16 protein-coding genes are annotated in these 19,267 nt (G+C 36.5%); 9 read left to right on the forward strand and 7 right to left on the reverse strand.

All coding sequences use genetic code 11. The annotated features are described in order from the left end of the window. Positions 1-161 precede the first annotated feature (161 nt). The 3 genes from recN to acsF form a co-directional block, all read right to left on the reverse strand. Positions 162-1,889 carry a DNA repair protein RecN gene (recN, locus tag WJM97_RS05810; protein ID WP_353932096.1) on the reverse strand — a complete coding sequence of 576 codons (1,728 nt, stop codon included), beginning with the start codon at positions 1,887-1,889 and terminating at the stop codon, positions 162-164. Positions 1,890-1,984: 95 nt separating this feature from the next. Beyond that, positions 1,985-3,343 carry a protein kinase gene (locus WJM97_RS05815; RefSeq protein ID WP_353932097.1) on the reverse strand — a complete coding sequence of 453 codons (1,359 nt, stop codon included), beginning with the start codon at positions 3,341-3,343 and terminating at the stop codon, positions 1,985-1,987. A 215-nt stretch (positions 3,344-3,558) separates the two neighbouring features. Continuing rightward, entirely contained in the window at positions 3,559-4,635 is a 1,077-nt protein-coding gene (gene acsF, locus WJM97_RS05820; RefSeq protein WP_353932098.1) for a magnesium-protoporphyrin IX monomethyl ester (oxidative) cyclase, read from the reverse strand. A gap of 392 nt (positions 4,636-5,027) precedes the next feature. Between acsF and WJM97_RS05825 the strand changes: the two genes are divergently transcribed. The 3 genes from WJM97_RS05825 to WJM97_RS05835 all read left to right on the forward strand — a co-directional run bounded on the left by WJM97_RS05825 (position 5,028) and on the right by WJM97_RS05835 (position 7,785). Further along, positions 5,028-5,702, forward strand: coding sequence for a heme oxygenase (biliverdin-producing) (locus WJM97_RS05825; RefSeq protein ID WP_353932099.1), 675 nt, complete (start codon positions 5,028-5,030; stop codon positions 5,700-5,702). Between the two features lie 219 nt (positions 5,703-5,921). Next, a complete protein-coding gene (gene hemN, locus WJM97_RS05830; RefSeq protein ID WP_353932100.1) occupies positions 5,922-7,304 on the forward strand; it encodes an oxygen-independent coproporphyrinogen III oxidase in 1,383 nt (460 codons plus the stop codon). A 208-nt stretch (positions 7,305-7,512) separates the two neighbouring features. Continuing rightward, positions 7,513-7,785 carry a GlsB/YeaQ/YmgE family stress response membrane protein gene (locus tag WJM97_RS05835; protein WP_353933116.1) on the forward strand — a complete coding sequence of 91 codons (273 nt, stop codon included), beginning with the start codon at positions 7,513-7,515 and terminating at the stop codon, positions 7,783-7,785. Positions 7,786-7,903: 118 nt separating this feature from the next. On the opposite strand, the gene WJM97_RS05840 is transcribed toward WJM97_RS05835, so the two are convergent. Beyond that, complete coding sequence (locus tag WJM97_RS05840) at positions 7,904-9,109, reverse strand: site-2 protease family protein (protein WP_353932101.1); 1,206 nt, start codon at positions 9,107-9,109, stop codon at positions 7,904-7,906. Positions 9,110-9,467: 358 nt separating this feature from the next. Next, positions 9,468-9,722, reverse strand: coding sequence for a photosystem I reaction center subunit PsaK (psaK, locus tag WJM97_RS05845; RefSeq protein ID WP_353932102.1), 255 nt, complete (start codon positions 9,720-9,722; stop codon positions 9,468-9,470). Between the two features lie 139 nt (positions 9,723-9,861). Here psaK and WJM97_RS05850 point away from each other — a divergent pair, with 139 nt between their 5' ends. Further along, positions 9,862-10,491: a phosphoribosylanthranilate isomerase gene (locus WJM97_RS05850; RefSeq protein ID WP_353932103.1), complete on the forward strand. Its 630-nt coding sequence runs from the start codon at positions 9,862-9,864 to the stop codon at positions 10,489-10,491. A 16-nt stretch (positions 10,492-10,507) separates the two neighbouring features. Here the strand turns inward: WJM97_RS05850 and WJM97_RS05855 are convergent, their stop codons facing one another. After that, complete coding sequence (locus tag WJM97_RS05855; protein WP_353933117.1) at positions 10,508-10,615, reverse strand: DUF4351 domain-containing protein; 108 nt, start codon at positions 10,613-10,615, stop codon at positions 10,508-10,510. Between the two features lie 363 nt (positions 10,616-10,978). Between WJM97_RS05855 and WJM97_RS05860 the strand changes: the two genes are divergently transcribed. From WJM97_RS05860 to hetR, 4 genes are all read left to right on the forward strand, one after another. After that, positions 10,979-12,025 (forward strand): zinc-dependent dehydrogenase, encoded by a 1,047-nt coding sequence (locus WJM97_RS05860; RefSeq protein WP_353932104.1) that lies wholly within the window; start codon positions 10,979-10,981, stop codon positions 12,023-12,025. A 45-nt stretch (positions 12,026-12,070) separates the two neighbouring features. After that, positions 12,071-13,297, forward strand: a complete 1,227-nt coding sequence (locus tag WJM97_RS05865) for an inorganic phosphate transporter (protein WP_353932105.1) — start codon at positions 12,071-12,073, stop codon at positions 13,295-13,297. Between the two features lie 469 nt (positions 13,298-13,766). After that, on the forward strand, positions 13,767-16,058 hold the full coding sequence (locus tag WJM97_RS05870; RefSeq protein WP_353932106.1) for an EamA family transporter: 2,292 nt from the start codon (positions 13,767-13,769) through the stop codon (positions 16,056-16,058). Positions 16,059-16,494: 436 nt separating this feature from the next. After that, positions 16,495-17,394 carry a heterocyst differentiation master regulator HetR gene (hetR, locus tag WJM97_RS05875; RefSeq protein WP_353932107.1) on the forward strand — a complete coding sequence of 300 codons (900 nt, stop codon included), beginning with the start codon at positions 16,495-16,497 and terminating at the stop codon, positions 17,392-17,394. A 408-nt stretch (positions 17,395-17,802) separates the two neighbouring features. On the opposite strand, the gene WJM97_RS05880 is transcribed toward hetR, so the two are convergent. Then, the gene (locus WJM97_RS05880; protein WP_353932108.1) at positions 17,803-18,327 is read right to left on the reverse strand and encodes a hypothetical protein; all 525 of its coding nucleotides are present in this window, start codon (positions 18,325-18,327) and stop codon (positions 17,803-17,805) included. A gap of 303 nt (positions 18,328-18,630) precedes the next feature. Here WJM97_RS05880 and rpsD point away from each other — a divergent pair, with 303 nt between their 5' ends. Beyond that, positions 18,631-19,239: a 30S ribosomal protein S4 gene (gene rpsD / locus WJM97_RS05885; RefSeq protein ID WP_353932109.1), complete on the forward strand. Its 609-nt coding sequence runs from the start codon at positions 18,631-18,633 to the stop codon at positions 19,237-19,239. Positions 19,240-19,267: the final 28 nt, after the last annotated feature.

Here is a 19,267-nt window from a genome sequence, read left to right on the forward strand (position 1 = left end):
CCATTTAACAGTAAAATTACTCTAATTATCGTCATACTTGTGGCAGATAGTTTATCTACCAAGAGATATACTTAGGGTTTAAATTAGGGTTTAAAGCATTTTCAGAAGTTTTTAAAATTCTTGTTATGATGACTCCTGACTCCTACAATATATTAAAATATTTATGTTTGTTGTTGATGACGATGGTTTGCAGCTTGCACTAATAAAGATTCAGCAAATGCTATGGCTTGATTTGCCGATTTACCACCGGCTAATTGCGCTAATTCTTCCCTCCGCGTGGTTAAATTATCTAAACTGGTAACTCTGACAACTGTACGCTGTTCAGCATTACCATTTTTATTAATTACTTGTTTCTCAACCCGAAAATGTCTATCTGCCATTGCTGCAATTAATGGTTGATGAGTCACACATAATACTTGTTGATTTTGACTGAGTTGATATAATTTTTCGGCAATAGCTTGGGCAACTCTGCCGGAAACTCCTACATCAATTTCATCAAATACCATAGTTTCTGCATAATCATTTTGATTAAAACAAGCTTTTAATGCTAATAAAAATCGGCTCATTTCTCCCCCAGAGGCAATTTCTGTTAATGGTTGGATGGGTTCACCGGGGTTAGGGCTAAACATAAAGGTAATTTTATCTGCACCTGTAGCTGTGGGAGATGTGGGGGTAATTTCTACTTGGAATCTGACTTTATCCATTGCTAAAGGTTTGAGTTCAGATAATAGATGAGATTCTAAATTAGTTGCTGTTTTTAATCTTAATTGAGTTAATTTGTGACTAAATTGGAGCAGATATTGTAAACAAATTTGTTCTTTTTGTTCTAGAGTTTCTATAGATTGTTCATGATTATTTAGTTCGGCTAGTTCTATTTGAATTTTTTCATAATAGGCGATCGCTTCTGCTAAACTCGGCCCATATTTCCGACAAATTTGTTTTAATTCCCTGAGTCTTTCTTCTACTTCTTCTAACCTTTGGGGATCAGCTTCTAAACTTTCTCCATAAATGCTAATTTGTCTGCCCACTTCCATAACTGTTGCTACTGCATCCCTCACCAATTCTAACATTGGTTGCAGTTGGTTATCAAATTCAACAATTTGATTTAGTAGTGTTTCACTATCTCCTAATAAATCAGCAGCGGTAGGAGATTCTGCATCATTTTGATATAAAGATTGATAAACTTTATAACTCATTTGTTGTAAATCAACTACATGATTTAACCTCTCCCTTTCCTGGGTTAATTGTTCCATTTCTTGGGGATCATCTAGATTTGCTAAACTCAATTCTTGGACTTGATAGGTGAGTAAATCTAGTTGTTGTAAACGTTCCCTTTCCGAAGTCCGTCGCTGTTCTAAACTTTGATGTGCCTGTTGATAGTTGCTAAAAGCAACCGCTACTTCTTGACGTTGCTGTATTAAAGCATCACCACCATATAAATCTAACCAATTTCTGAGATGTGCGGATTGACCTACTTGTACCGTTTGTCCTTGGGCAGTAATTTCCACGAGGCGATCGCGTAAATTACCCATAATTTGCCGATTTACCAATACCCCATTTACCCGTGATCTACTACGGATATTACTGACAGTAGCGGTAATTTCCCTACTAATGATCACGGAATTATCATCAAGTAAGTCTATTTCTTGTTCAATTAACCAGGCAGTTAAATCAGGGTTTATACTGAAAGTTCCTTCTAATAAAGCACGATTTGTTCCCGTGCGAATGACGCGACTAGAAACTTTACCACCTAAAACCGCATCAATTGCATCTAATATAATTGACTTTCCCGCGCCGGTTTCCCCTGTCAACACATTTAACCTAGCTCCAAACTCTAATTCTAATTTATCAATGAGGGCAAAATTTTCAATTCTCAGGCATAGCAACATCAGGCTATAATCTCCGTGCAGGTAAATGCCAGATACCTTCCAATTTTATCTCTATCTAGTTGGTAATGTATATATGTGTATGTTAAAAAACCATACTATGTAATATATTTAACTAATGCTTCTTTAAATTCCGCTGCTGATTGAAAATGAATTTTCGGTTTTTCTACTAAAGCTAAATCTATTATCTCTGCTAACCTAGCAGGAATACTATGATCACGCTGACGAATAGGTACAGGATCATTTTGTAAAATATCTAACCATGGTTCTTTACCAAAATCACGAGGAACATATCCAGTTAACATATTATATAAGCAAGCCGCAGCTGCCCAAACATCTACATCTGGTTTGCAATCTTTATATTTCAACACTTGTTGACGGGGAATAAACACAGGTTTACCATCTCTTTTTATTTTTGTGAAAGCTTGTCCACTAAAACCAGTTAAATAAAATGATTTTGCTAAACCATAATCAGCAATTTTAGCTACTAATTTACGGTTAATATTAGATAACAAAATATTTTGAGGTGTTAAATTTTGGTGAAGAAATCTTGCCCCTTTAGGAAAAATACCATTAGCTAATTTAGTATGATCAACTTCTGCATTATGAGCATATATTAAACCATCTAAAACTTGCAGTATTATTCCTAGAGCCATAGGTATAGGAATTTTTCCACCTAGTTGTTTTATTAAATTATAAACATTACCAATTTTGTAATATTCCATACAGATAAAGAATAGCTTATCTGCATATCCATACTCAATTAAATCTACAATATTAGGATGTTTTAATGAGTGGAAATTTTTAATTTCTTGCAGGAATGTTTCTACATGAGCTTGATCCTGTGTAACTTTAGGTATCATCAGTTTTAAAGCTACAGATTTACCAGTCTGGCAATGTTGAGCTAAATATACTTCTCCGAAATTACTTTTACCAATTAATTTGATGAGTTCATAACCAGATAATACTCGTAAATCCTCATTTACTTGATCAGCTAATTTGCTTAAATTTACAATTGCGTCAGATTTTTCTATTTTGCTTTTGGAAGTTTCATGGTTTAAAGGTTTAATTTCAGGATTAGAAGTAATTGCTACTGGAGTTTTAATCGAAACTTTTAAGACAAGATCACCTAAACTAATTTCATCACCATCTTTTAAATTATATTCAGGAGCATCCAATGTACAAGCTTCTTTTGCGCTTTGGTTACGTTCCCGCTGGCCAATTTTTTGATGATTAATATAAGTACCGTTTAAACTGCCTAAATCTTTAATTTTTATTTCTGGAGGATTGATATCTAATAAACAATGATAGCGAGAAACACGCCGATAAAACTCATTAGGTATGGATAAATGACAATCGTTATTTCTACCAATGATAAAAGTAGTCTGCTGGTCAAATGTATACATTTTTCCTGAGAATTTACCTGTGGTAATGGTGAGTGTGATATTAGATTGCATTTTGGATAGCCGTCACGGGTATATGCTATATATCATATCTTACATGATTAGCTTATTGTTTCCGAGAGCCAATAAATAAACTTGGTAACATTAAAGTAAAAAATTAAATCCTCAACTTCTCTAGGAAATTGAGGATATCAGAAATAGCAAAAAATAAAGAATTACGCGAGATTAGCAATTAAAAATAATACAAACCTTCCTAAACTCAACAGAAATTAACGCACAGTTTCACGAGTCATTTCTGCATTGATAGGTTTAATCAGGTAAAGTTTGAGCATATACCAGACTATATTTTTAATCAATGGTATTTTTTGGAAGAACTTAGTAATTCCCGACTCATTACTGTTCTTGAGTTCAATTAATTTCTGGTTATTGATTGCACATTGTTCCAAATACCAGAAAAAATAGGGATGGTTTGTATTTAAGGTGACAGGAAACGCTCTAGATGCAGTTTTGTTGGTTTCTGTAACTACCTGAGTGTTGTATTTACGGGGATGAATTCCTAAAATTTCATAGAAATCTGACCGTTCAAAAACTGTCATAGTGTGGGTAACAAAGACAGTTAACAAGAAGAAACGTACCCATAAACGTGCTTTCCAATTATTCCATAATTGGGGTTGAGAACGTAACAAAGCCTTGAAAAAGTCCCCATGTCTATTTTCATCCTGACACCAGCTTTCAAACTTCCTAAATAAAGGATAAAACTGGAATTCTGGATTTTGTTCCATGTGACGAAATACTAAAATATAACGCCAATAACCTATTTTTTCCGATAGGTAAACTGTGTAAATTACCCATTCTGGTGGAAAGAAGGTATAGGTACGATTTTTAGTTAAGTAACTTAAATCAAGGGAAAGATTAAAATCCGCCATTGACTTATTTAAAAAACCCGCGTGACGAGCTTCATCCCGTGCTAAATAATCAAAAGCTTCTGATAACAAAGGGCTACTATTTTTAAGACGACGGGATAATTCTTTAAATAGTAGAAATCCAGAAAATTCGGAAGTACAAGAACGTTCTAAAAAGTCAATAAAAGCAAGGCGTTTTTCACCTTGGATGTGATCCCATGACTGTTTAAATTCATCATCACGGATAAAATGATGGCGGTTATAATCTGCTTTGAGTTCATCAACTATCGCTCTAATTTCTTCTTCATGAGCAGAAATATCCATTTTCGCCACAGCATCAAAGTCTGTGGTATAAAACCGGGGTGTTAATAATGTTTCTTGCACGGGTGCTTTAACACCAGGTTTTAGTAACTCAACTGGGGGAGTTTCCAAAGACTTGACCATAATCATCCTGTTGATATTTACTCTTGTAAAGACTATATAAGCATAATTAATGCTGAGTAGTCATCAGTTAAATTATTGAAAGTAAATTGTACTAAATTACCTGATTTAACTTTATTTCAACACAGCTTAAATACCTATATTACTTGAATATTTTATTTTTGAAGTCTAAAGAAATATGAATATCTTTATATTTCTAAGAAGATTGATAGTTAAATATTTTGTATGAGATAAAAATAGGCATGATCTGGATTAGCGGTGGTATTTGCTAGATAGATTACGCCAGCACCTCATAAACCTACAATAGCATTTTTTCAGGTTGACACCGACGGCAAACTGATAAACAAGTCGGTGAAATTCTCCACACTTTTCTCTTGAAAATGAAGGAAGTAACAATGAGTAACAATTTAGCTGTTAAACTGCGTTCTGGTACTCACCAAGCTCATACAGATGCAGAAAATGTTGGTTTTATGAAATGTTTTGTCCAAGGAGTTGTAGACAGAGAATGTTTTAGTAAATTCCTGAGTAATTTGTATTTTGTTTACAGCGAACTAGAAGCTGCAATTGAGAAGCATAAACAACATCCTGTCATTAGTATAATGTATTTTCCTGAACTAAATCGTCAAGCATCTTTGGAAAAAGATATAGAATTTTACAATGGTAATCTGTGGCGAAATTTCATTAAACCATCGCCAGCTACTAAAAATTATATTGCTCGCATTTGTGAACTATCAAATCATGAACCTGCGTTATTATTAGGTCATGCCTATACTCGCTACATGGGTGATCTTTCCGGAGGACAAATGCTACAAAAAGTTGCTCAGTCAGCTTTAAAACTATCTGGATATGAAGGAACTGAGTTTTATAACTTTGCCCAAATACCAGATAAGCAAGCATTTAAAAACAAGTATCGTCAAGCGTTAGATACTTTACCTGTTGATGATGCCACTGCTGATAAAATTGTAGCAGAAGCAAATAGTGCTTTCTATTTGAATATGGAAATAATCAAAGAATTAGAACCGATTTTAATTCAAGCTTTAGGTCGAGCTACATATAATGACCTAGTTTGATAGTAACAGTATTTGCATAACACCGGGTTTCTTGAAGTAATTCCTAGCTATTTAGTTTCCGTGTTTACAACGGGAACATACAAATATATTGGCATTTATCTACAAAAAAATTGCCAATCTTACAACACTACATTGGGAAAATATTCATAATTATTCCCAAAGTAAAATTGACAATTCTTACAACTACTAGGCAAAATTACAAGTAACTCGGAGGTTTTGATGGTTTTTCTATTACCTGGGGTAAAATTTGATTTTGATCTGATTCAAAAGTACGACACTCGCGCACCCAGATATACAAGTTATCCACCTGCTACAGAATTAACTGAAGCGTTCACAGCTAAAGATTTTGAGTTAGCGATCTGTAATTCTAATCAACGTCAAACACCTCTATCTTTATACTTCCACATTCCTTTTTGTCAAAGTGCTTGTTATTTCTGTGGTTGTAATACGGTGATTTCTAATAATAAGAATATTGCCAAGCCTTATTTACAAAATTTGGCACAGGAAATCAAAAATACCGCAGAACTAATAGATACAAGCCGTAATGTACTGCAAATTCATTGGGGTGGAGGAACACCGAATTATTTGGATCTGCATCAAGTTGAATTTTTGTGGAACAAGATTAACCGATACTTTACTATTGATCCACAAGCGGAAGTTTCGATTGAAATTAACCCCCGCTATATTAATAAAGAGTATATCCAATTTCTCAGGGATATTGGTTTTAATCGGATTAGTTTTGGTATCCAAGATTTTAATCCGATAGTACAGGAAGCAGTTAACAGAATTCAACCAGAAAAAATGCTGATTGATGCAATGGGTTGGATTAAAGATGCTAATTTTGACAGTGTAAATGTAGATTTAATTTATGGTTTACCCCATCAAAATCTGCATACTTTTCGGGAAACCGTACAAAAGACAATTGACCTAGATCCTGATAGAATTGTCGTGTTTAATTTTGCCTATGTACCTTGGATGAAACCTGTACAAAAAAGAATTGATCAAAATGCACTACCAGGAGCGCAGGAAAAGTTAGATATTCTGAAAATGACTATCGAGGAGTTAACAAATAACGAGTATTTGTTTATCGGGATGGATCATTTTGCCAAAACTAATAATGAATTAGCGATCGCTCAACAAAATGGAACTCTCAAACGCAATTTCCAAGGTTATACTACCCACGCAGAAACAGAACTGTTTGGTTTTGGTGCTACTTCTATTAGTATGCTAGAAGATGCTTATGCTCAAAACCATAAAGGTTTAAAGGAATATTATCAAGCAGTTACAGAAGGGATAATTCCTACCAGTAAAGGCTTTAAATTAAGCCAAGATGATATCATCAGACGGGATGTAATTATGTCTATTATGTCTCATTTTCAGCTACATAAATCAGATATCGAAAGTAAATATCATCTTGATTTTGATAGATATTTCTGTCAAGAATTAGCAGAATTAAAACCCCTAGAAGCTGATGGGTTGGTACATTTATTAGCTGACGAAATCCAAATCACAGATATTGGTAGATTGTTAGTGAGAAATATTGCTGTCACCTTTGATACTCATAGCAGAATGAGAGAAGCAAAATTCTCTCGCGCAATTTAATTAATCGTAATTGGTGATTGGTGATTGGTAATTAATCAGATACCCGATTTCTCTAAGAGTTCGGGTATATTTTTTAGGTAAAAAACATCTTTTGTGTCTCCCCAATATATCCTTTGATTTAACAAAATATATCATCAGATAGAAATAACTGTTTTGAATAGCCGATAAGTTTGATACATATCAAAATATAAAGGTAATCAAAAAAATGATTAATATTATTGCTTGGGTAATTTTAGGACTTTTAGCTGGTGCGATCGCTAAAGCTATTTACCCAGGTTCTCAAGGTGGGGGAATTTTATCAACAATGATTTTAGGTATTGTTGGTGCTTTTATTGGTGGTACTTTGTTTACACTCTTCCGCACTGGAACTTTACAATTTACAGCTGCAACTTTAAGTATTCCTGGTGTTTTAGTAGCAATAATTGGTTCTATAATTGCTATTTATTTATGGACTTTATTTCAACGCAGCAGTCGAGTTTAAAAGTATAAAAATTTTCGTAAGGATACAAAATGAAGAATTCAGGATATTTAAGAATCAGAATTGCCAATATTTTCTTTCTAAATCTCTCGATATCCTGACTTCTTTATATCCCAAATTTTTAGAACTCATTGATTGATTTTGCAATTACTCCCAGTTGTAAACTAGGGGAAAAACTTCCTTCTTCTTTAATCCTTTTAATTTCCGATTCTGTAACTCGTAAATTTAACTTTTGTGCTAAACATTTAACTGTATCACCCCTATCAATTATACCAGCCACAGCACCAGCGGGAGAAAGTACAGTAACTTGGTTTATTTGTTCATTTTCTAACTTACTAATCACCTCTGCTAAGGAAGTAGATTCAGTGACAGTGGGGATGGTATCCAGCGGATGAACTATTGTTTGTAAAGTTTTAGTTTCCCATTCACTTCTTTGAGTTGTTCGCAAATCATCAACTTTCACTAAACCCCGATAACGGCCATCAGATGCAGCAAAATAAACCTGATGAGAGGAAGTTTCTAATAAATATACATCTGCAAATTCTCTTAATGATTTTTCTGCATCAACTACCCGAAAATCACGACTCATTGCATCAGCAGCTACAAGTTTCAACAGGGTTTCTTGTAATGTGGTGACATTATCATAACTATTGGCGTTACGAATTGCAAACCAACCTAATAAAACAATCCACAAACCTGTGATTAATTCCTGGGTGAAGAAATCTATCACAAATCCTAAAGCGATCGCACTATAACCCAGAATTTTACCAGATTGTGCTGCCCAATGTACAGCTTGAAAGCGATCGCCTGTCACTTTCCACAGTGCTGCTTTTAACACCTGTCCCCCATCCAAAGGTAAACCAGGAATTAAGTTAAATAAAGCCACCACTAAGTTAATTCTTGCTAAATCCCTCACCATGAAATTCAATAAAGTATTTTCATTAATGAGATTAGATCCTAAAGTTAGCAAAAAGAACAATATAATACTTACCGCAGGCCCAGCAATTGCTACTTGAAAAGCTTTCCCTGGAGTTTTTGACTCTTCCTCAATAGCAGCAATACCACCAAAGAAAAATAAAGTAATAGAATTAACTTTAATCCCCTGGGATTGCGCTACTAAACTGTGTCCTAACTCATGTAACAGCACCGAAGTAAATAACAACAGTGCCATAATTAACCCAGCACTCCAAGCTACCAAATTTCCCCATTGTTGGTAAGCAAAACCAAAATTTAAAGTTGCTAACCCCACAATTAAAAACCATAAAGGATCTAAAAATAGTGGAATACCAAATAAAGATCCTATTTGCCAATTTTTATTATTTTGCATTATGTCTATTTATCTAGTTTCTATTATTATCCACCCTAAAACCCCAGTTTATGAATTACAACTAGCGCAGGTGCAATATTTGCCTATTTATAGGATAAACAATTTATTCAGATTAATGCAATCTATAAGATTACTACTTGACTTTTCAACAAAATACTGTAGTGTTTCTTAGAATGAGGTTTGTAACTCACAATCAACAAGATTGTTGTACGTTATGCTACTGCTAACAAACGCTTTGAATACTTTATTAATGCCATTAAAATATTTGTAACCATAACAAAACATAAAAAAACGGCAAGTATTTTAATACCTACCGCTCAAATATTACTCTAAATTGAAAAAGAGTATTAAAATGAACTTATAAGCGACCGATGTTAGTCAGTCCTAAAACAATACCAATACCAATTACATGACCGAAAGCCATTGCACCAATAAACCCTGCTACACTCACGGGAAGTATAGGCATTTGGGGTCCAACTTTGGGAGCTTTACTCGCTAAACTGAGTAAAAGTACCACAAAACTGCTGGCACTGATAATGATCCCCACTGTAGGACTCCACTCAGGTGTTGCAGGTACAGATGCTGCGGCTGCTAGTAAAATAGATGATAACAAAACGTCTTCTCCTACAATGAAAAATGAATGTAAGCCTACAAAATTATAGGATTACGTAGGACAAAGCAAAAGTTTTTCCGCCAAATTATTGTAAATTTGTAATTATTTTTAATTTCTCACACTAATTTGTCATACTTAAATGCGAGTAAAAATTTGCGGTATAATTCAACCACAACAGTCTCTAGCTATAGCTGCACTCGGTGCAACAGCATTAGGATTTATTTGTGTACCCACCTCACCACGCTACGTTACCATAGAGCAGATTCAGGCAGCGATCGCGCCACTATCTGATAAAATTGATAAAATAGGCGTTTTTGCAAACAGCGATATTACAGAAATCAGCCACATAGTAACTACTTCTGGATTAACTGCTATTCAATTACACGGAGATGAATCACCAGAATTTTGTACCCAACTCCGTCAAGCTTTACCCCAAGTCGAAATTATCAAAGCCTTGAGAGTTCGTAGTTTAGAACATTTACAAACAACTAATAACTATATTGATGTGGTAGATACATTACTACTTGATGCCTACCATCCCCAACAACTAGGAGGAACAGGAAAAACCCTAGACTGGCAAATGTTACAGGAATTTAAACCCCGCCTTCCTTGGTTTTTAGCCGGAGGACTCACACCAGACAATATCATAGATGCTCTGAGTAAACTACATCCCAATGGCATTGATTTATCCAGTGGTGTAGAAAATTCACCAGGAGATAAAAACTTGGATAAAGTCGCACTTTTATTTCAAAGGTTAAATACTTTCTAGTTTTAACCCGAATTTCTCAGACACATTTTAGCCAATTTACTAAATCTTCTATCGTCTCTAAATCAAAAATTTCCTCTCCTAAATTTTCAATTACTTCTATATCTAGACTGTATTTTGGCAGGATTTAATTTTAAGGTCACTAAAATAAAAAAAATGTGTAGGGTGCGTTAGCGACAGCGTAACGCACATAATCTTTCAATAATCGCTATCAGCAACACAAATACCCTTGCATTTTATGCCATTTGTTGCAGTCCGCTGACAATGAGGACATAAAACCTTTTCATCTTCCGTTTTTTGATTTATCTGTTCCTTGTCCTTTTCAGTCTCAAATTTTGAATTCATAAGCACTTAAAAATTCTGGCCTACTTAAATTTTAATAGTGCCAGATAGAAGATTTACAATTTCTCACCAAAAAATCCCCACATCCATCACCTCAAGATCACCACAAAATGTTAAATCTAATAACGTTGAGTAAACGGGAAGCAACGTGAAAGCACAAGTATTTAGAGGCGTAAATCAATTATCCTACGAAGAAATCCCAGTTCCTGAACTAGCAGCGGATGAAGTGCTAGTACAAGTGCAGGTAGTAGGTTTGTGTCAATCAGACATCAAAAAAATTCGTTATCCTCTGTATGAACCACCACGTATATTTGGACATGAAACCGCCGGAACTATAGCTGCTGTGGGTGCAAATGTCAAAGGATGGAAGGTAGGACAACGGATAGCAGTGATGCACCATATACCATGTATGCGTTGTGCTTATTGCTTAAATGATAATTTTTCCATGTGCGATGTTTACAAAAATATCTCCACTACCGCAGGTTTTAACGCCAGTGGTGGTGGTTTTGCTGAATATGTAAAAGTACCAGGTCATATTGTCCAAAATGGTGGTTTGATTCCTATTCCTGATGATATTAGTTTTGAAGAAGCCAGTTTTGTCGAACCAACCAACTGTTGTTTAAAAGCAGTCAAAAAAGCCCAAATTGCACCAGGACAAACAGTATTAGTGACTGGGGCTGGTCCAATAGGGTTAATGTTTATTATGTTAGTTAAGTATTTTGGTGCAAAAGCGATCGCCACTGATTTACTTCCTTCCCGAATTGAAAAAGCCTTAGATGTGGGAGCAGAAGCGGCTTTTGATGCACGAGATCCTGATTTACCAGCCAAAATTCAAGCCTTAACTGGGGGTTTAGGTGTTGATGTCACCCTGTTAGCAGTTCCCAGTGATAAAGCATTTTTTCAAGCCTTAGACTGTACCCGCAAAGGTGGAAAAATCCTATTTTTTGCGGAATTTCCCGATGAATTGGCAATACCCATCAACCCCAACATTCTTTACCGTCGGGAAATAGACTTAATGGGTAGTTATAGCTCATCCTACAGGTTACAAAATTTATCAGCAGATATCGTCTTTAATCGCCGTATTGATGTTACAGCCTTAATTAGCGATCGCTATTCCTTGCAAGATTTATCAAAAGCCGTAAATCAGGCGATCGCACCCACCCCAGAAACCTATAAAATCCTCATTTATCCCTAAATTGGGGATTGGTGACTGGGAAAAATCTTTTCTCCCCCTCTTACCATGATTATCCTTACCTTCCTCGCCTTATACGTCGCTTTTAACCTGGGAGCGAACGACGTTGCTAACGCCATGGGAACTTCCGTTGGTTCTAAAGCGGTGAGCTTAAAACAAGCAATCATAATTGCTGGAGTTCTAGAATTTGCAGGTGCAGTATTCTTTGGACATGGGGTAACAGAAACACTAGGGACAAAAATTGCCAACCCTGAACTATTCACTTCCACACCCCAAACTCTCGCATTAGGAATGATCAGCGTCCTTATCTCCTCAGGAGTATGGTTGCAAATAGCCACCTCGCTGGGTTTACCAGTTTCCTCATCTCATGCAGTAGTTGGGGCGATCGCCGGCTTTACCTGGGTAGGATTAGGAATACAAGCCATAGACTGGTCATCTATTGGTGTAATTACAATCGGCTGGATATTAACCCCAATTATCAGTGCCATTATCGCTGCCTTTTTTTACAGCCTCATCCAAACTTGGATCTTATCTCAACCTGATCCCCGCCTACAAATAAAAGAATGGATGCCTTGGTTAAGTGTAATTTTACTGAGTATATTTGGTGTAATAGTTCTGCCATCCTTAACTCAACCACTGACCAAATTTGTAACCGAAAACATTGGTTTCAACATTCCCCCTCACGACATCCCCATCTTTACAGGTGCAATAGCCGCAATAGGCTTGACAGTATATAACTGGAAAACTTTAAAAGACAATCCCATCGAAAAATTATTTGCCCGCTTCCAGTTAATCAGTGCTTGTTTTGTAGCCTTTGCCCACGGTTCAAACGATATCGGTAATGCGATCGCACCCTTAGCAGTAATTTTTTATATTAATCAAAACCATAGCGTCCCCAACGACGGGATCACCATCCCTCTATGGATTATGATTCTTGGAGCTACAGGCATAGTTGCAGGTCTAGCAATACTCGGCAAAAAAGTCATTACTACCATTGGTGAAAATATCATACCATTAGAACCTAGTAGCGGATTCTGTGCCGAAATAGCCACAGCCACCACCATTTTAGTAGCCTCAAAACTAGGTTTACCTGTATCCACATCTCACGCCCTAGTTGGTGGTGTCGTTGGGATTGGCATAGTGCAAAACCTCAAATCAATCAGACTGCAAACACTCCAAGGGATCGCCGCAGCTTGGGTAATTACAGTCCCCATTAGTGCCGTAATCAGCGCAATAATCTTCAGTATCATCCGGATACTGTTAAATGCAAACTGAATTTTATGAAGATTCTTACCTATTTGTTATTATATGAATTTAACACATTATCTTATAACAAATTAAGTAAAATCGCTGTTTTCTCAACAAACTTTCGGTGCTTTACTCCAATCTTAAAACCAAATCCTAGTCAATAAAAAGTAGCTATACCTCGCAATCATGCCTAAACTGTAGAGTTTTGCAGAATTGCTGCCTATTGATTAGAATATTGTCTAAGGGACAATAATATATTTTATAGTTGACAGAACAATACTTTAATTCTCCACCGCAACGGAAACTGTCACACAATTTACACTTCGCACAAATTTGGTTTTTAACAAACTACTAATACACAAAGCTTGGAAACAGTTATCAGTTAACAGTCAATAATGAACAGTCAACAGCGCACAGTTATCAGTCAACAGTCAACAGCCTAAAAACTTACAACTGATAACTAATTTATCTTCAAGGTGTCAGAGGTTAGAAACTAATGGGGCGATTTGAAAAGCGATCAGAAAATCAAAGAAGCAGAGGCGACTTGCCCAGAGCCGCAGAAAATGCCCTCTGGGATGTAGTTGAAGACCTAGAACATTTGCAACAAAATTTTCTTAGGTCTTTACAAGATGATGTCAAGCGACTAGAGGCTGAAAAAACTCGTCTAGCTAGTGATATTCAGCGATTAGTAGAAGAAAAGGACAAATTACAACAAGCTCGTCAAATCACAGAACAGCAAGTTCTAATTCGTCAGTTAGCGGAAGTTTTGGCAAAACACATATCTTCTCAACTGCAATCTTCACTCAAAAACATAGCTAACCAATCAACTAAAGACGAATCCTCTAGTCAAGAGGTACTCAGGTCAGCTGAAGCTACTTCTACCACAGCTAGTCACATTAATGAAAATGTCAACCAGATGTTAAATAATCTGGATGATACGGTAACAGTTACCTTTAGTTCACTCCAGCAAGAACTAAAAAATTATCAAGGTAATCTTTCTCAGCAGTTGTTAAGGATGTACAGTCAGCAGCAGCAAGGGGAAGAAATATTAGCCGAATTTATTCAGCGCTTACAGGAAGAACTGGAGAAAAATAAAGATAAAAATTCTTTGCCAGTTTTGACACCAGGGGCGCCAACAGTATTACAGTCAGAACCATACACTAATGGTTTCTCGGAAACAGCCTCAGAGAGAATTATCCCTGAACCTATTTCTGTATTGAGTCAAGATGCACCAGAAAGTGAAAATTCATTCAAAAAGGCTGTAGTTGTATCACCACCAGCAAAACCATCAGCACCAATTTCTGTTCCTACTCCCGACTCTTCTGTTACTCAAGCACCAGAACCATCTACAGAAAAACCACCAGAACCACTTTCTGTTATTGCTCCTGACTCTGACGTTACTCAAGCACCAGAACCATCCACAGAAAAACCACCAGAACCACTTTCTGTTATTGCTCCTGACTCTGACGTTACTCAAGCACCAGAACCATCCACAGAAAAACCACCAGAACCACTTTCTGTTTCTTCTCCTGACTTGTCGGTTACACAAGCTCCAACACCATCAGAACTGGTTTCTATTTCCACTCCTGACTCTGACGTTACACAAACACCAGAACCATCCACAGAAAAACCACCAGAACCACTTTCTGTTTCCAATTCTGAATCTTCAAGAGGAAAATTAGCGACAAATCTTCCCCAACTAGCTCCAAAACAAGAAGTAACACCACCCAGACAAAGATCCCGTTCTCGTCGCTCTCCAAATTGGTCGCCAGTACAAATAGGTTTTCTATTGGTTGTATTGTCAACGGTAACTTCTTCTCTTTATAACGTAATTATCAAAGCACTTTTTTACCAAGGTTCGGATCTATTAGGAAACTTTGAAACACAACAGTTAATCTCTCCCACCTTGGGAAATATTTTATTTATCTTGATGCTGAGATTATTAGTAGTTGTGCCTTTAATGTTACTGTTAGCGCCTATTCTTCATCCCACAGTTTGGCAAGACCTACAAAATTTATTTAATTCTGTAGGTAAAAATGCTACGAAGAAAACAACTAAAAAAAAGCCTGTTTTGCTGTTGTCAATTGCCAGTGGTAGCTTTTTGTTCTTATCTCAAGTATTGATTTATATTGCCATTGGTCAAGTTACAACTGGTGTGGCGATCGCCTTGTTCTTTATTTATCCCATGATGACTGGACTATTAGCCTGGTTTCTATTTCGTGAGCGACCAAATTTATTCATTTTTAGTGCTATATCTAGTATTTTTTGTGGTCAATTATTAATCTTGTCCAGTTATTCTAATCCTCCTAGTAATATTTCTCTGGGAATTATTTCTGGAATAATGTCCGGAATAGCTTTTGCTGTATACGTAATTTTTACTAGGTTGTCCGCTCCAACACTGCATCCAGTTTCCTTTGCATTAATTAACTTCGCTACCATGTTGCTATTGAGCTTTATTTGCTTATTAGTACTTTTACCAACTGATTGGAGTTTAGCAATTAGAACAACCAATTTACTGGAAGTGATTTTAAGTGCTTTTATGTTAGGTGTTCTTACTCTTTGTGGCTACTTATTTAACAACTTTGGTATTCGCAAATTAGGAGGACCACGCTCTGCGATCATTGGTGCAATTGTCCCAGTTTTAACTGTAATTTTTGCTGGATTAATACTTCAGGAAAAATTAGATATTCTGCAAATATTGGGAGTTTTATTAGTAACTGGTGGTGCAGTCGGTATCAGTCTTGAAAAAATGCAAAATCTGGTAAAATCATCTAGTACCAAAAATTAAATGATCAAGAAACAAGAAAAGTAAATATACAGAATGATAATTTAGCGTATTCCTAAATTATTTTCATATTTCTAAATCTTGATAAATTTGGTGCTAAACTAAAAGTTGATTTTAATAGTGAACAACCTAGCAGTAGAAATATCTACTGACTAAAAAGAACAGTTTAAAAGCGCGGTAACTTACTAAAACTAAGTGCATCAATTACCTAAACTACATTAAAGGTAACTGGTATTAGTATTAATAAGCGCTGTTTCGTCTGTTCAAAATAAAAACTTATTTACACCCTACCTGAAAATTATTTCCATAGAAATTTTCTAGGGAAAGCATAAAAATCTTCACAGTGAGTGAAGACAAAGTTTGCATTTAGGTGTAAAATGTGAAGTTTAAATTTGATTACCATTTTTTTCGTAAACGTGCAATTAATCCGTCTGTGAATATGACTAACGACATAGATCTGATCAAACGTCTTGGTCCAAGTGCGATGGATCAGATCATGCTTTATCTGGCGTTTAGTGCCATGCGAACCAGTGGACATAGGCATGGAGCATTTTTAGATGCAGCAGCAACGGCAGCTAAATGTGCGATTTATATGACCTATCTGGAGCAGGGACAAAACCTGCGAATGACTGGGCATTTGCATCACCTTGAGCCAAAGCGAGTAAAAATTATAGTTGAAGAAGTCAGACTGGCTCTGACTGAAGGTAAATTGTTGAAAATGCTAGGTTCTCAAGAACCACGCTACTTGATTCAATTGCCCTATGTCTGGATGGAGAAATTTCCTTGGCAACCAGGGAGATCCCGTGTTCCAGGAACAAGTTTGACAGGGGAAGAGAAAAAACAAATTGAGCGCAAGTTGCCTAAAAACTTGCCTGATGCTCAGTTAGTAACTTCCTTTGAGTTTTTGGAATTAATTGAATTCTTGCACAAGCGATCGCAAGAGGAATTACCACAAAACCATCAAATGCCTTTGAGTGAAGCCCTAGCAGAGCATATTAAACGTCGGTTGCTTTACTCAGGAACAGTTACACGCATTGACTCACCTTGGGGAATGCCGTTTTATGCCCTAACTCGTCCTTTCTATGCCCCAGCAGATGACCAAGAACGTACCTATACGATGGTCGAAGACACTGCTCGCTATTTTCGCATGATGAAAAACTGGGCAGAGAGAAAAACCCATTCTATGCGTGCTGTAGAAGAACTGGATATCCCAATGGAAAAAATGGAGCAAGCTATGGAAGAACTAGATGAAATTGTCCGCGCTTGGGCAGATAAGTATCACCAAGACGGAGGTATACCGATGATTTTACAAATGGCTTTTGGTAATCAAGACGACTAACACCACAAAAATTAGTCAACAATTAGTAACTATTATCTAATTTTCTGATTTCTTGGTAGTAATGTCTTGACCAAAATGTTTGCAGCCAGATTTCTTAATTCCCATCCCAACAGTTAAAATACATTTCATAGCCTTTACTGATGTTATAAGTGTGGCTAAATATGTGCAGATAGCAAAGTTCTCACATAGTGGTAGTAGCCCGTAAATTTAAGGGATGTGAAATTCACACAGTCCGGTTTATTTCCCAGGTTTACCTTAATATGTTGTTTTTGAGACGAAAAGTAGGGTAGACAGTCTGCCAACCCTACAACTAGGGTAATTATCGAAATTTCTAATTGACAATAAATGTCAGCAAACAGCGGTCAGCATTCAACGGTAAATTCCGTATAAACAGTTGAAAACAATTTATTATTTTGAGGTAAGTGAGCCAGATCCAATACTAATAGAACGGTCATTAGCGTCAATACAAATATTTAAAGATTGCATTGGATCTAAATCAATCTCTTTGCGTAAACCAACCACACACTCAGCAAAGGTGACAGGTAGCAAACTACGTCCACAGTAGGTTAAAGTAGCTTGGTTAATTGCTTGTTGGGTACTTTTACTAATACCAACTACACAAGTAGCTAAATCTTCTGGACGGCGACCTTGACGACAGGAAACAAGCGCCTCTGTAGAGTTAATTTCTGTGTTTTTGGTGATTTTAGCCACACAACTAGATAATTCTCTGGGTCTGAGGGCTGTAGCACAAGCTTTAGATGCTGCTTCCGCTGTCACTCCTGATTTCAATAATTGTGCCGCACAGGTACGGTAATCATTTCTATAGGAATCTATAACAGCTTGACTGGGTAAAATATTGGTAAGTAATCCAGCAATGGCGATTGTTGGTGCGGCAATAAATCCGCTGATTCTTTGTTTTTGGCTTTTTATCATTTTTATTCTCCAAACACCCAAGGTTATGCTAACTTATGATTTTATAGCAGGTGACAGGGAACAAGTGACAGGTGACAGTATAAAAAGTCTTTTCTTCTCTGAGTTTTATTGTCTATAAATGTCCTAACCACCTTGTCTATTGCTATACAAACCCCTTCTCAAGTTGAGGAAGTTTTATCACTTTTGTGAAAAACTCTTGTCATAAACCCTAATTTTTATAATATTTCTCTGGCTAATTGCAGCAAAGAATGTCATAATATTATATTTGGGTAAAGTTTAAATAGGATTAAATAAAGGAAACTCATGTCCCGATATAGAGGGCCTCGCCTCAGAATTGTCCGCCGCTTAGGCGAATTACCAGGATTAACTCGTAAAAGTGCCAGACGTGCTTATCCACCAGGACAACACGGTCAAAACCGTAAAAAACGTACTGAATATGCTATTCGTCTCGAAGAAAAGCAAAAACTGCGTTTGAACTATGGTTTAACAGAAAAGCAAATGCTCCGTTATGTACGGAAAGCTAGACGTGTTACTGGTTCTACCGGAAAAGTCTTGCTTCAATTAATGGAAATGCGCTTGGATAACACAGTTTTTCGCATGGGTATGGCTCCTACCATTCCCGCAGCACGTCAACTGGTAAATCATGGTCACGTGACCGTTAATGGTCGTGTCGTGAATATTGCCAGCTATCAGTGCCGTCCTGGTGAAGAAATTGGTGTCAGAAATAGAGAAGCATCCAAAAAATTGGTAGAAGCTAATTTGCAGTATCCCGGTTTAGCTAACCTTCCCAATCATTTAGAGTTTGATAAAAACAAGTTGACTGGTAAAGTCAATACTGTGATTGAGAGAGAATGGGTAGCGCTACAGGTGAATGAACTGCTCGTGGTGGAATACTACTCACGGAAAGCTTAATAGTCAGTGGTCAGTAGTCAGGAGTCAG

This window comes from Okeanomitos corallinicola TIOX110 (assembly GCF_038050375.1).
GTDB lineage: Bacteria > Cyanobacteriota > Cyanobacteriia > Cyanobacteriales > Nostocaceae > Okeanomitos > Okeanomitos corallinicola.